This is a genomic window from Rhodococcus pyridinivorans (assembly GCF_900105195.1).
Taxonomy (GTDB): domain Bacteria; phylum Actinomycetota; class Actinomycetes; order Mycobacteriales; family Mycobacteriaceae; genus Rhodococcus; species Rhodococcus pyridinivorans.
Genome location: NZ_FNRX01000002.1, coordinates 1427631 through 1441180 on the forward strand (window position 1 = coordinate 1427631; position 13550 = coordinate 1441180).

General features: G+C 68.3%; 12 protein-coding genes. 8 read left to right on the plus strand and 4 right to left on the minus strand.

Annotated features, from left to right (window positions below; genetic code table 11):
- The first annotated feature begins 49 nt into the window (after nt 1–49).
- The 3 genes from BLV31_RS07060 (at nt 50) to BLV31_RS07070 (ending at nt 4199) form a co-directional block, all read left to right on the plus strand.
- On the plus strand, nt 50–1867 hold the full coding sequence (locus tag BLV31_RS07060; protein ID WP_064061282.1) for a dynamin family protein: 1818 nt from the start codon (nt 50–52) through the stop codon (nt 1865–1867).
- Nucleotides 1864–3327, plus strand: a complete 1464-nt coding sequence (locus BLV31_RS07065; protein WP_019291019.1) for a dynamin family protein — start codon at nt 1864–1866, stop codon at nt 3325–3327. Before BLV31_RS07060 ends, BLV31_RS07065 begins: the two co-directional genes overlap by 4 nt.
- Before the next feature lie 95 nt (nt 3328–3422).
- A complete protein-coding gene (locus tag BLV31_RS07070; protein WP_006553030.1) occupies nt 3423–4199 on the plus strand; it encodes a MerR family transcriptional regulator in 777 nt (258 codons plus the stop codon).
- A 55-nt stretch (nt 4200–4254) separates the two neighbouring features.
- On the opposite strand, the gene BLV31_RS07075 is transcribed toward BLV31_RS07070, so the two are convergent.
- Nucleotides 4255–5166, minus strand: a complete 912-nt coding sequence (locus tag BLV31_RS07075; protein WP_006553029.1) for a hypothetical protein — start codon at nt 5164–5166, stop codon at nt 4255–4257.
- Between the two features lie 388 nt (nt 5167–5554).
- Between BLV31_RS07075 and dnaK the strand changes: the two genes are divergently transcribed.
- From dnaK to BLV31_RS07100, 5 genes are all read left to right on the plus strand, one after another.
- Nucleotides 5555–7396, plus strand: coding sequence for a molecular chaperone DnaK (dnaK, locus tag BLV31_RS07080; RefSeq protein WP_024101921.1), 1842 nt, complete (start codon nt 5555–5557; stop codon nt 7394–7396).
- A complete protein-coding gene (gene grpE / locus BLV31_RS07085) occupies nt 7393–8037 on the plus strand; it encodes a nucleotide exchange factor GrpE (protein ID WP_024101920.1) in 645 nt (214 codons plus the stop codon). The genes dnaK and grpE overlap by 4 nt, the downstream gene beginning before the upstream one ends.
- Nucleotides 8038–8069: 32 nt before the next feature.
- Nucleotides 8070–9242: a molecular chaperone DnaJ gene (dnaJ, locus tag BLV31_RS07090; RefSeq protein ID WP_064061281.1), complete on the plus strand. Its 1173-nt coding sequence runs from the start codon at nt 8070–8072 to the stop codon at nt 9240–9242.
- The gene (locus BLV31_RS07095) at nt 9242–9646 is read left to right on the plus strand and encodes a heat shock protein transcriptional repressor HspR (RefSeq protein WP_024101918.1); all 405 of its coding nucleotides are present in this window, start codon (nt 9242–9244) and stop codon (nt 9644–9646) included. Before dnaJ ends, BLV31_RS07095 begins: the two co-directional genes overlap by 1 nt.
- Nucleotides 9647–9790: 144 nt before the next feature.
- The gene (locus BLV31_RS07100; RefSeq protein ID WP_064061280.1) at nt 9791–11326 is read left to right on the plus strand and encodes an FAD-binding protein; all 1536 of its coding nucleotides are present in this window, start codon (nt 9791–9793) and stop codon (nt 11324–11326) included.
- An 80-nt stretch (nt 11327–11406) separates the two neighbouring features.
- Here the strand turns inward: BLV31_RS07100 and BLV31_RS07105 are convergent, their stop codons facing one another.
- The 3 genes from BLV31_RS07105 to BLV31_RS07115 form a co-directional block, all read right to left on the minus strand.
- Nucleotides 11407–11859 (minus strand): hypothetical protein, encoded by a 453-nt coding sequence (locus tag BLV31_RS07105; RefSeq protein ID WP_024101916.1) that lies wholly within the window; start codon nt 11857–11859, stop codon nt 11407–11409.
- A gap of 96 nt (nt 11860–11955) precedes the next feature.
- Nucleotides 11956–12945, minus strand: coding sequence for an LLM class flavin-dependent oxidoreductase (locus BLV31_RS07110; RefSeq protein WP_019291024.1), 990 nt, complete (start codon nt 12943–12945; stop codon nt 11956–11958).
- A gap of 98 nt (nt 12946–13043) precedes the next feature.
- The gene (locus tag BLV31_RS07115; RefSeq protein WP_064061279.1) at nt 13044–13538 is read right to left on the minus strand and encodes a flavin reductase family protein; all 495 of its coding nucleotides are present in this window, start codon (nt 13536–13538) and stop codon (nt 13044–13046) included.
- Nucleotides 13539–13550: the final 12 nt, after the last annotated feature.

A 13550-nucleotide genomic window follows, 5' to 3' on the forward strand; every position in this document is an offset into this window, starting at 1 on the left:
GACATAATGTCCGGAGCCCGCACCGACGGAAGGCGAGTCGACGCAGCCCATGCAGCATTCACCGGATACGCAGCATCCATCCGATCCTTCGAGACGCCGAGCGCTCCTCGACCTGATCGACTCCGCGATCGCGCGATCTCGCAGCGCCAGGCGCAACGATCTCACCGACCGGTTGACGGCCGCCCGTACGAAGGTCTCCGACCCGCGACTGCGGGTGGTCGTCGTCGGGGGTCTGAACCAGGGCAAAAGCCGGTTCGTGAACGCTCTGCTCGGCCTCGAGGTGTGTTCCGTCGGCGACGACGAGACCACCGCGGTCCCCACGCTCGTGCAACACGGGCAGGAGCCGTCCGCCGAACTCGTCCCGACCGGTTCGGCGCCGCGCATCGCCGTGCCCTTCGACGACCTGCAGCAGGTCGCGCCGCGCAGCGCCGGCCGGGACGTCGACCGGCTCGAGGTGAGTGTGCCGAGTCCGCTGCTCGCCGACGGACTCGTGTTCGTCGACACCCCGGGTGTGGGAGGCCACGGAAACCCGCACACAGCAGCCACATTGACGCTCCTGGCCACCGCGGATGCGGTCTTCGTCGTCTCGGATGCGAGTCAGGAGTTCACCGCACCGGAGATGTCGTTCCTGCGACAGGTGCAGACGTTGTGCCCGGCGTCGGCGGTGCTCGTCACCAAGACGGACGTGTATCCGCACTGGCGCGCGATCGTCGACGCCGACCGCGAACACCTGCAGCGAGCGGGGATCGACCTGCCGCTGCTGCCCGTCTCGTCCCTGCTGCGCGAGTACGCCCTGCGCACCGAAGACGCCTCGCTGCAGCAGGAATCCGGCTTCGACGCGATCTACGACTTCCTGCGCGAACAGGTGGTCGCGCGCAACGCCGACTCGGCGCGACTGTCGGTGGCGCACGACGTGAAGACCGTCGTCGACCATCTCGCGCTCGGATGCGAGAGCGAACTCGCCGCCCTGCGCGACCCCGACTCCGGGAACGCCGCGATCGAGGACCTGCACCGGGCACGCGCCGCGACCGAGGCATTGCGGACGCGGGCGGCGCGGTGGCAGATCACGTTGTCGGACGGCATCGCCGATCTCGCGGCCGACATCGACCACGACCTGCGCGACCGGCTGCGCACGGTGACCCGCGACGCCGAAGCGTCCGTGGACGACTGTGATCCGGGCAAGGAATGGCCGCGGCTGGGGCAGTGGCTCGCCGAACAGGTCGCCGAATCCGTCGGTGACAACTTCGTGTGGGCGCACGAACGCGCCGAGGCGCTCGCAGGCAAGGTCGCCGAGCACTTCGCACTCGACGACGACTCCTTGCCGTCGTTGCATCTCGGCGACCTGTCGAGACTGCTCGAGCCCGTCGAGAACCTGTCCGATCTCGAATCGGGCCGGATCGGTATCGGTCAGAAGGTACTCGTCGGCATGAAGGGTTCTTACGGTGGCGTGCTGATGTTCGGTCTCGTCACCACCCTGATGGGGATGGCGCTCGTGAACCCGATCTCGGTGGGAGCCGGAGTCGTCCTGGGTACCAAGGCGTATCGCGACGACAAGCAGGTGCGGCTCGCCAAGCGCCGCGTCGACGCGAAGAGCGCGATCCGCGCCTTCACCGACGACGTGAGCTTCCAGGTCGGCAAGGAATCGAAGGACCGGCTCCGGCTCATCCAGCGTCAGTTGCGCGATCACTTCACCGAGATCGCAGAGCAGACACTACGTTCGCTCGACGAGTCGCTCGAAGCGGCCCGCCAGGCCGCGACCGTGCAGGAACAGGAACGCCGCCGTCGGATCGGTGAACTCGACACGCAGGTCGCGGAACTGGGCCGATTGCGCGAGCGCGCCGCGGAACTCGCGGGAGTGTCGGCGTGACCCCGACTCTCTCGCGCGCCCGCGACCTGCTCGACCGGGCACGCGCGTCGTACGGCGGGAACCCGGCCGTCGCGGACCGGCTCGACCACTGCGCCGCGCGACTCGATCAGCCGTTGCGGATCGCGCTCGCCGGATCGCTCAAGGCCGGCAAGTCGACCCTACTCAATGCGCTTGTAGGACAGGACATCGCGCCCACCGACGCGACGGAGTGCACGCGCGTCGTCACCTGGTACCGCAACGGACCCGTGCCGACGGTGAACGCCTGGTACGACGGGAACCGCCGCATGCCGGTGCCCGTGCAGCGTCCCGACGGCCGTTTGACCTTCGACCTCGGCGAACTCACCGCCGACCGCGTCGACTTCATCGACGTCGAATGGCCGGCCAGCGCGCTGGCGCAGACCACCATCATCGACACCCCGGGCACGTCGTCGTTGTCGCAGGACGTGTCGGCGCGGACCCTGGCGCTGCTCACCCCGGAGGAATCGGCCTCCGGTGCCGACGCCGTCGTCTACCTGATGCGTTCGCTCGGAGCCGCCGACGTCGAGTTCCTCGAACGGATCGGCCGGCACGTCGGCGGGGGATCGGGACCGCTCGGCATCGTCGGGGTGGTGTCGCGCGCCGACGAGGTCGGTGCGGGTCGTGCCGACGCGATGATGTCGGCGAAGCAGGTCGCGGCGAGGTTCACCGACGAACTCGAACGCACCGGACTGTGCCAGGCGGTCGTGCCGGTCGCCGGGTTGCTCGCCCTCGCCGCACGGACCCTGCGGCAGAACGAGTTCGCGGCCTTCGAGGCGCTCGCACAGGTGCCGGTGGAACAACTGCAGGTCGCGATGCTGTCGGCCGACCGTTTCGCGCGGCCCGACGTCGACCTGCCCGTCGACCCCGGGATGCGGGCACGTCTCGTCGACCGGTTCGGTCTGTTCGGCATCCGCACCGCAGTGCTGCTCGTGCAGCTCGGCGCGCGCGATTCACCGTCCCTCGCCGCCGAACTCGTCGCGCGCAGCGGGCTCGACGAGCTGCGTCAGGTCATCGACGTGCAGTTCGGTCAGCGTGCCGATCAGCTCAAGACCCATTCGGCGCTGCTGGCGCTCGAGCGGGTGTTGCACGCGTGCGGCGACCACGAGCTGCTGGGAGCCGTGCGACGCGAACTGGCCGACGACCACGGCTTCGCCGAACTCCGCCTGCTGGGCAGACTGCGGTCGTCGTCGGTGTCACTGCCCGACGAGGAGGTCCAGGCGCTGCAGCGCGTGGTCGGTGGATCCGGGATCGGCGCCACCCGGCGCCTCGGTCTCGCCGACGACGCGTCACCTGCCGAGATCCGCGCTGCGGCCGTCGATGCGGTGCGGCACTGGCGATCCCGCGCCGAACATCCGCTGCTCGATCCGTTCACTGCGAAAGCCGCAGCGGTGGCAGCGCGCAGTGCGGAAGGGCTGGTCGCGGGAGCCGGCCGACAGATGTGAGCTGTAGCCGAACGATTCGGCTTGCACCTCACGTAACGTGAGGTCATAGCGTCGATCGTGCCGGCGCACGGAGTGCCGGTGGAAGTGGGTGGACGATGCCGGCGACTGGTTCCGGGCAGCAGACACGTTCCGGACAGCACTGGAAGGTGGGGCGTCTCGCAGCGGAGACAGGCCTGACCGTGCGGACCCTGCATCACTACGACGACATAGGCCTCGTGCGGCCGTCGGGTCGGACGGCGTCGGGCCATCGGCTGTACGAGGAGTCGGACGTCGAGAGGCTGTACCAGGTGCTGGCGCTGCGTCAGCTCGGGCTGTCACTGGACGCGATCGCCACGGTCACCGACGGCGACACCTCGCTGTCGGAGATCCTCGACGCGCACCGTGCCTACCTGGACGATCAGCTCGCGGCGACCCGCACGCTGCGTGCGCAGGTCGAGATGCTCTCCCGCACGGTCCGAACGTCGCCGGATGCATCGGTCGCCGACTTCCTTCACGTGATCCGAGGAGTGATCGAAGTGGACGACATCTTCGAAAGGTATTTCGACAAGGGACAGATCGCAGACCTCGCGGAACGACGCGCGATGCTGGGCGACGACGTCATCACGGCGGCAGAGACGTCGTGGCAGGAACTCATCCCGCGTGTCGACGCTGCGCTGAGTTCGGGGATGGATCCGGCCTGTTCGGAGGCCCAGGAGATGGCACGGCAATGGATGGATCTGCTCGAGCAGTTCCACGGCGGCGACGAGGGCCTACGCGACAGCCTCTACCGCATGCACGAGGACAACGCGCAGCAGATCGAGCAGGAGTTCTGCGGGCCGAGTCGCGAACACATCGAGTTCATCACGAAGGCGAACGAGGCGCGATCTACGTAAGCACAGGGACGGATGCTCGATGTCGTCATCGAGCATCCGTCCCCGAATCGTGCAATCAACGTCGACGGGCTCTGCCGGCGGCGCGAACCAGGCGGGCGTGGACGGCCTCGAAGCGGAACAGATCCGCCCACGTCCATCGCACGACCTCGAAGCCCAGAGCCCGGATCGCATCCTCCCGCAGCTTCTCGCGATGGACGGTCTCGGCCGTCGCGCCGGGCTCGTCCGAGCCGTACTTGCTCCTTCCGTCGAATTCACCGACCACGCCTTCGTCCTCCCAGAGGAAGTCGGGACGAGCGACGAATGCTCCGGAAGGGGTCCGCAGCTCGTGCTGCAGCTTCGGCGCCGGTAACCCCGCCGACCGGATCCGTAGTCGGCTGAGCGACTCGCCGGGACTTTCGCTGCGACCGTCGAGGAAAGCAACGGTCCGCCGGGCAGCGGCGATCCCGTGCCGCATGCCGGACGATGCCAGCGCATCGAGGAGCAGGGGCGCGATATGGGGATGCGCCCGCAGCGCCGCGTCGCCGGCGATGACTGCCGAGTCCACCGACAGTGTTCGTGCCAGGTCGACAACCGTCCGCGCGACGGTCGTGGTGCGCAGACCCGCGACGACGCAGACCTCGTCGGGTTGATAGGTGCACCTGTGTACATGGAGGGTCGGGGTGCGGCGTCCGCTCGACGGCCGTTCGCGGCTGATGTGCACCGGGGAGAGGTCGACGTCCCAGAGAGGAAGGCCGTGCAGCACCGCAGCGGAGACATGGCTGACGACGGCGTCCGGGGTGATCCGTCCTTGTCGCGCCAGTACGCGCGCATGGTGCAGGGTGAGCGGGTCGAGGTCCGCGCCACCGTCGACGTACACACCGCGCGTGACGTTCCGCAGTCGTCCCACACGGACAGCCTGACGGATCTCGTCCGAGGTCGTCCCGCCGGCCAGCAGGTCGGAGCGCAGAAGGAAGTTCGGTTCGTCCATGCAGTGAGGGTCGTGTACGGCGACGACGGACCCGGAGCATCGAAGCCCTCGACCCGACCACCTGTGGATCGACGGGGTCCCTGTGGACAACCCGTCCTTGCGCACCGGTGCGGACAGTGGCGCGTTGTCGACATCGGGTATCGGTCCCCGAATCGAGCAGATGCGACCGATCGAAGTGATGTGCGCCACCCTCGGAACAAAAGTCCACGACCTGCCGTTGGATGAGTCAGACAACTTGAGCGCATAAGACTCAACTTCACTTGACGGCGTGGACCGCTCGGGTGCAGGCTTGAGTCGACCGCGCTCACCTGAGCCGAACGGGCTCAGGTCGGGCATGGAACGTTTTCGCGGCGCGCACGCGTCGCGGCAGGAACATTGGAGGAAAATTATGGCTCGTGCGGTCGGCATCGACCTCGGAACCACCAACTCGGTCGTCTCCGTTCTGGAAGGCGGCGAGCCCGTTGTGGTCGCCAACGCCGAGGGGTCCCGCACCACCCCGTCCGTCGTCGCATTCGCGAAGAACGGTGAGGTTCTGGTGGGTCAGCCCGCCAAGAACCAGGCGGTCACCAACGTCGACCGCACCATTCGTTCGGTCAAGCGCCACATCGGCACGGACTGGACCGTGGCCATCGACGACAAGAAGTACACACCGCAGGAGATCAGCGCCCGCACGCTGATGAAGCTCAAGCGCGACGCGGAGGCCTACCTCGGTGAGGACATCACCGACGCGGTCATCACCGTCCCGGCGTACTTCAACGACGCCCAGCGTCAGGCCACGAAGGAAGCCGGCACCATCGCCGGTCTCAACGTCCTGCGCATCGTCAACGAGCCCACCGCGGCTGCCCTCGCCTACGGCCTCGACAAGGGCGAGAAGGAGCAGACCATCCTGGTCTTCGACCTCGGTGGCGGCACCTTCGACGTCTCCCTCCTCGAGATCGGCGACGGCGTCGTCGAGGTCCGCGCGACCTCCGGCGACAACCACCTCGGTGGCGACGACTGGGACGAGCGCATCGTCAACTGGCTTGTCGACAAGTTCAAGGCACAGCACGGCGTCGACCTGACCAAGGACAAGATGGCCATGCAGCGTCTGCGTGAGGCTGCCGAGAAGGCCAAGATCGAGCTGTCGTCCTCGCAGTCGACCTCGATCAACCTGCCGTACATCACCGTCGACGCGGACAAGAACCCGCTGTTCCTCGACGAGCAGCTCACCCGCTCGGAGTTCCAGAAGATCACCGGCGACCTCCTCGAGCGCACCCGCGCTCCCTTCCAGCAGGTCGTCAAGGACGCCGGCATTTCCGTCGGCGACATCGACCACGTCGTGCTGGTCGGCGGCTCGACCCGTATGCCCGCCGTCACCGACCTGGTGCGCGAGCTCACCGGTGGCCGCGAGCCCAACAAGGGCGTGAACCCCGACGAGGTCGTCGCCGTGGGTGCAGCCCTGCAGGCCGGCGTCCTCAAGGGCGAGGTCAAGGACGTGCTGCTGCTCGACGTCACCCCGCTGTCGCTGGGTATCGAGACCAAGGGCGGCGTGATGACCAAGCTCATCGAGCGCAACACCACGATCCCCACCAAGCGGTCGGAGACCTTCACCACCGCCGACGACAACCAGCCGTCGGTGCAGATCCAGGTCTTCCAGGGCGAGCGTGAGATCGCGGCGCACAACAAGCTGCTCGGCTCGTTCGAGCTCGGCGGCATCGCGCCGGCTCCGCGTGGCGTCCCGCAGATCGAGGTGACCTTCGACATCGACGCCAACGGCATCGTCCACGTCACCGCCCGCGACAAGGGCACCGGCAAGGAGAACACGATCAAGATCCAGGAAGGCTCCGGCCTGTCCCAGGAGGAGATCGACCGGATGGTCAAGGACGCCGAGGCGCACGCCGAGGAGGACCGCAAGCGTCGCGAGGAGGCCGAGGTCCGCAACCAGGCCGAGTCGCTCGTGCACCAGACCGAGAAGTTCATCAAGGAGAACGAGGACAAGGTCCCGGCCGACGTCAAGGAGAAGGTCGAGGCTGCGATCAAGGAAGCCAACGACGCCCTCGCCGGCTCCGACATCAACGCGGTCAAGGCCGCCGTCGAGAAGCTCGCGACCGAGTCGCAGGCCCTCGGCCAGGCCATCTACGAGGCGCAGGGCGCCGAGGGTGCCGCTGCCGGTGACGGCGCGGCCGCAGGTGCCGACGACGTCGTCGACGCCGAGGTCGTCGACGAGCCAAACGATTCGGAGAAGAAGTGAGTGCCGACAAGCCCGAGCAGGAACCGGTGACCGTCACCGACAAGCGACGGATCGACCCTGAGACCTTCGAGGTGCGCGACCCCGCCGAGGAGCCGCGCGCCGAGGAGGGCGAGGTGATCGAGTCGGTTCCTGCGGAGGGCGACGCCGAGAAGGCCGAGCGGACCGAAGGACAGTCGCAGGAGGCGAAGGAACTCGCCGAGCGCACCGCCGACCTGCAGCGCGTGAGCGCGGAGTACGCGAACTACCGTCGCCGCGCCGAGGCGCAGCGCACGGCGATCGCGGAGGAGGCCAAGGCCTCCGTCGCGGCGAAGTTCCTCGACGTCCTCGACGACCTCGACCGGGCACGCGCCCACGGCGACTTGGAGACGGGTCCGCTGAAGGCACTGTCCGGCAAGCTGACCGGTGTGTTCGACAGTGTCGGACTCGTCGCGTTCGGTGAGGAAGGCGACGCCTTCGATCCCGAGTTGCACGAGGCCGTCCAGATGGAAGGCGACGGTCACCACCCGGTGCTCGGGACGGTGCTCCGCAAGGGTTACCGCTTCGGCGACCGCATCCTGCGGCACGCGATGGTGACGGTCACCGACGGTGATCCGGCGGACACGCCGGGTGACGCGCGGTCGGCGGAGCCGGGCACAGAGTAAGAACAAGAAAACGCGAGAGGAGGAGACGCCCGGTGAGCCAGCGGGAGTGGATCGAGAAGGATTTCTACAAGGACCTGGGCGTCTCCCCCGACGCAACGCAGGACGAGATCAAGAAGGCCTACCGGAAACTGGCGCGGGACCTGCATCCCGACGCCAACCCCGGTGACGCCAAGGCCGAGGAACGCTTCAAGGCCGTCAGCGAGGCCAACGCTGTCCTGTCGGATCCCGCCAAGCGCAAGGAATACGACGAGACCCGGCGCCTGTTCGCCTCCGGCGGCATGCCGGGTGGCTTCCGTCCCGGCGCCGGCGGATTCTCCGGTGGTACCGGAGCGACCTTCGACATCGGCGACCTGTTCGGCGGTGGCGGCGACGGTGGGCTCGGCGACCTCTTCGGTGGCCTGTTCAACCGCGCCGGTGGCGGCACTGCTTCCACCGCCGGCCGTTCGCGTCCACGCCGCGGATCAGATGTCGAGACCGAGACGACGCTCGACTTCCGCGATGCCGTCCAGGGCGTCACGGTTCCCCTGCGGATGACCAGCCCGGCGCCGTGCACCACCTGCCACGGCAGCGGTGCCCAGCCGGGAACGAGTCCGCGGGTCTGTCCGAACTGCAACGGAAGCGGTGTGGTCTCCCGTAACCAGGGCGCCTTCGGATTCTCGGAACCGTGCGACGACTGCCGGGGCAGCGGATCGATCATCGACAACCCCTGCAGCGACTGCCGCGGTACCGGCGTGCAGAACCGCACCCGCACCATCACCGTGCGGGTTCCCGCAGGCATCAAGGACGGTTCGCGCATCCGCCTCGCCGGTCAGGGCGAGGCCGGTCTGCGCGGCGCCCCGTCCGGCGACCTGTTCGTGACGGTGCACGTCCGTCCCGACCGCGTGTTCGGGCGTGAGGGCGACGATCTGACCCTCGTGCTGCCCGTCAGCTACGGCGAACTCGTCCTCGGCGGCACCGTCTCGGTGCCGACCCTCGACGGCCGCGTCGGGCTGAAGATTCCGCCGGGAACGGCCGACGGCCGGGTCCTGCGGGTCCGCGGACGCGGCGTCCCCAAGCGCGGGGGCGGCGCCGGTGACCTTCTCGTCACGGTGAAGGTCGCGATCCCGCAGAATCTCGACGAGAAGGCGACGGAAGCGCTGCACAACTATCTTCGTGCAGAAGAGGCAAGCGGTTTCGATCCTCGAGAGGGATGGGCAGGTGCGTGATGAGCGAGACGAGAATGCCACGGAATCTGTCACCGGATCCCGATGCGCGCGTCTACGTCATCTCGGTGGCAGCAGAACTCGCCGGGATGCATGCGCAGACGCTGCGTAACTACGACCGGCTCGGACTCGTCACCCCGCACCGCACCAGCGGCGGCGGCCGCCGGTACTCGCCGCGCGACGTCGAACTGCTGCGCGAAGTGCAGCGCCTCTCCCAGGACGAAGGTGTCAACCTCGCCGGGATCAAACGGATCATAGAGCTGACCAACCAGGTCGAGGCACTGCAGCAGCGTGTCGCCGAACTCAACGCCGAGGTCGCCCAGTTGCGTTCGACACGCGGCGATCTGGTGCCCATTCCGCGCAGCAACGCCCTCGTCGTGTGGAAGCCGCGCAACAGGCGCGACTGACCGCACCGCGGTCGAGCGCGACTGACCCGCCGGATCGGTCGAGAACGAAAATCTCCCGCCCAGCGAGACGATCGCCCTGTGGAGCCTCGACGTCTGCCTAGTGTGGCGTGTTCCACACGAACGGGTCGACGGAAGGCAACAGTCATGGCGGAGTGGGCGGAAGAATGCGACGTCCTCGTGGTGGGGTCGGGAGCCGGAGGGTGCTGCGGTGCGTACACCGCTGCGCGCGAAGGACTGTCGGTGATCCTCGTCGAGGCATCCGAGTACTTCGGCGGCACCACGGCGTACTCCGGGGGCGGCGGCGTCTGGTTCCCCACCAACGCGGTCCTGCAGCGTGCCGGTGACGACGACACCCTCGAGGACGCACTGACCTACTACCACGCGGTCGTCGGCGACCGCACCCCGCGCGAACTGCAGGAGGCGTATGTCCGCGGCGGCGCCCCGCTGATCGACTACCTCGAGTCCGACGACGATCTCGAATTCATGGTCTACCCGTGGCCCGACTACTTCGGCAAGGCGCCCAAGGCCCGTGCCCAGGGACGTCACATCGTCCCGTCGCCGCTGCCCATCGCCGCCGATCCCGAGCTCAACGAGTCGATCCGCGGCCCGCTCGGCCGCGAACGCAACGGCGAACCCCTGCCCGACATGCTCATCGGAGGTCGCGCGCTCGTCGGACGATTCCTCATCGCCCTGCGCAAGTACCCGAACGTGGAGCTGTACCGGAACACCCCGCTCGAAGAACTGATCGGCGAGGACGGTGTGGTCGTGGGCGCGGTCGTCGGGAACGACGGCGAGCGACGGGCGATCCGCGCGCGCAAGGGTGTCGTCCTCGCCGCCGGTGGCTTCGATCGGAACGACGAGATGCGCAGCAAGTACGGGGTGCCCGGCGCCGCGCGGGACTCGATGGGCCCGTGGTCGAATCTCGGCAAGGCCCACGAGGCGGGCATCGCCGTCGGCGCCGACGTCGACCTGATGGATCAGGCCTGGTGGTCGCCGGGACTGACCCACCCGGACGGACGTTCGGCGTTCGCGCTGTGCTTCACGGGCGGCATCTTCGTCGACCAGGACGGTGCGCGGTTCACCAACGAGTACGCACCCTACGACCGTCTGGGCCGCGACGTCATCGCCCGCATGGAGCGCGGCGAGATGACGTTGCCGTTCTGGATGATCTACGACGACCGGAACGGTGAGGTCCCACCGGTCGGGGCGACGAATGTGCCGCTCGTCGAAACCGAGAAGTACGTCGACGCGGGACTGTGGAAGACCGCCGACACCCTCGAGGAACTCGCCGAGCAGATCGGTGTGCCAGCCGAATCCCTGAAGGCGACCGTCGCGCGGTGGAACGACCTGGCCGCGAAGGGAGTCGACGAGGACTTCGGCCGCGGGGACGAGCCCTACGATCTCGCCTTCACCGGCGGTGGGTCCGCGCTGGTCCCGATCGAACAGGGCCCCTTCCACGCGGCACAGTTCGGCATCTCCGACCTCGGCACCAAGGGCGGTCTGCGGACCGACACCGTCGGGCGGGTGCTCGACAGCGAGGGTGCTCCGATCCCCGGCCTGTACGCGGCGGGCAACACGATGGCCGCACCGAGCGGCACCGTCTACCCCGGCGGCGGCAATCCGATCGGTGCGAGCGCACTGTTCGCGCACCTGTCCGTGATGGACGCGGCGGGACGCTGACACACAGAGGCGGGACGCCGACGCACATACGAACCGGGCCCGGAGGATACGCAGGTATCCTCCGGGCCCGGTCCGTCGTCTCAGGGTCGGGTGACGGCGAAGTCCGCTGTCATGAACGGATATCCGTCCTCTACGGTGGTCGCGACCTCGAAGCCGTGCCGGTTGGCACCGCCGATGTGGGTGCCGTCGCCGTTCGCGACGCCCGTGCCGTAGTTGTTGGCCATGAGCGCCACGGTCGCGTCGCCGGGCATCGTGTAGTCGATCTGGATGCCGAACCCGCGCCGGTCGGCGCTGCTCGCCGAGACCGTCTCGGTGGAGCGGGCCGGCACCACGGTGGCCGGCTCGTCCACCCATGTTCCGTAAGGGTTCTCGGTCGACGTGAGCACCATCGGCGCATCGGTGTCGTTGCGGATCGTCAGCGTGATGGTGGGCCCGTCGGTGGGCAGGGAATCGGCGGCCGCAGTGGCGGGTGCGGTGATCGCCGCTGCAGCGGTCAGAACTGCCGCTGCGACAGCGCGGGTGCGGTACTTCATCGTGCTCCTGGCGGTTGACGACTCGTGGTTCTCAGCCGTGCCTGGCCGGCCGCTGAAGTGTACCCGTCGGTAGCCCGATCCGTCGGTCTTCGGCGATCAGGCCGGGACGAGGTCGCTGACCTGCGCAACAAGCTCCAGTGAACGCAGCCACGCGTCGCGTCCGGGAGCCGACGACACGACGATCAGCTCGTCGGCCTGCGCGCGCTCGGTGAACCGGTCGAGGTAGTCGCGCACCTCCTGCGGCGTACCCACGGCGGTGTACCGAAGCATCTCGAGCACCTGCATGCCGGCGGGGGAGTCGAGCAGCATGTCGATCTCCTCCTCGCTGAACGTGCGCCCGCGTCCGACCATCTGGACGACCCGCGCCCGCTTGGTCGCCTCGAACAGCGACTGCGCCTCCTCGGCGGTATCGGCGGCGATCACACCGACACCCGCGATGACGTACGGCTCCGAGTGGTCGGGGGAGGGCTGGAACTCGCGGCGGTACAGCCGCACCGCGTCCTCGAGGGCCTGCGGCGCGAAGTGCGACGCGAAGGCGTACGGAAGACCGAGCAGAGCAGCGAGTTTCGCGCCGAACAGCGACGAGCCCAGGATGTACAGCGGCACATCGGTGCCCTTACCGGGGATCGCGTCGACTCCAGGGATCCGCGACTCACCCTTCAGGTAGGCCTGCAGTTCGAGGACGTCCTGCGGAAAACTGTCGGCCGACGTCGGGTCGCGGCGCAGCGCCCGCATGGTCTTCTGGTCGCTGCCGGGGGCGCGGCCGAGACCGAGGTCGATGCGGCCGGGATGCAGCGTGGCGAGAGTTCCGAACTGTTCGGCGATGGTCAGCGGCGAGTGGTTCGGCAGCATGATGCCGCCGGCGCCGAGACGGATCGACGAGGTGTGCGCGGCGACGTGCGCAATGAGTACGCTCGTCGCCGACGAGGCGATCGTCGGCATGTTGTGGTGTTCGGCGTACCAGATGCGCCGGTAACCCCACTGCTCGGCGAGCTGGGCCATCTTCACGCTGGCGTCGAAGCTCTCACGGGCGGTCTCGCCCTTGCCGATGTGTGCGAGGTCGAGGATGGAGAGGGGAACGGTCACCGGTAATCCTTCGCGTCGGGGCCCGGTATCGGCCGCCGGGCACACCTTCGGAGCAACCTCGACCGGTGACCGTCTATTCCCTCACCTGTCGTTCGGCGTCACCGCCGTTCGAAACCGCCGTAGGTGCCCTGGAAGAACAGGAGCGGACCGCGGGAGTGCAGCGACGTCAGCCCCGTGACCCGTGCCAGCACGATCGTGTGGTCGCCGGCCTCGTACTCGGTCTCCACGGTTGCCTCGACCCGCGCCAGGGCTCCCTCGATCGCCGGAGCGCCGTTGTCGCCCGGCTCCCAGCGCACCCCGCGGAACTTGTTGCCGCCGCTCACCGCGAACGCACCGCACAGGGTGCGCTGGCTCTCGGACAGGACGTTGACGGCCAGGGTGCCGACCTCCCGGATCTTCGGCCAGGTCGTCGACGTGCGGGCGGGACAGAACGAGATGAGCGGCGGGTCCAGCGAGACCGACACGAACGACTGACAGGCGAATCCCAGCGGTTCGTCGCCGTCGAGCGCGGTGATCACCGTGACACCCGTGCAGAAGTTGCCCATCACGTCGCGGATCCGTCGGGGATCCAGTACCGCGTGTTCCGCTGTCATCGAAACTCCAAT

Coding starts and splice junctions, on each gene's coding strand:
- BLV31_RS07060 (WP_064061282.1), top strand. CDS start 50: ATGCAGCATTCACCGGATACGCAGCATCCATCCGATCCTTCGAGACGC.
- BLV31_RS07070 (WP_006553030.1), top strand. CDS start 3,423: ATGCCGGCGACTGGTTCCGGGCAGCAGACACGTTCCGGACAGCACTGG.
- BLV31_RS07075 (WP_006553029.1), bottom strand. CDS start 5,166: ATGGACGAACCGAACTTCCTTCTGCGCTCCGACCTGCTGGCCGGCGGG.
- dnaK (WP_024101921.1), top strand. CDS start 5,555: ATGGCTCGTGCGGTCGGCATCGACCTCGGAACCACCAACTCGGTCGTC.
- BLV31_RS07095 (WP_024101918.1), top strand. CDS start 9,242: ATGAGCGAGACGAGAATGCCACGGAATCTGTCACCGGATCCCGATGCG.
- BLV31_RS07100 (WP_064061280.1), top strand. CDS start 9,791: ATGGCGGAGTGGGCGGAAGAATGCGACGTCCTCGTGGTGGGGTCGGGA.
- BLV31_RS07105 (WP_024101916.1), bottom strand. CDS start 11,859: ATGAAGTACCGCACCCGCGCTGTCGCAGCGGCAGTTCTGACCGCTGCA.
- BLV31_RS07115 (WP_064061279.1), bottom strand. CDS start 13,538: ATGACAGCGGAACACGCGGTACTGGATCCCCGACGGATCCGCGACGTG.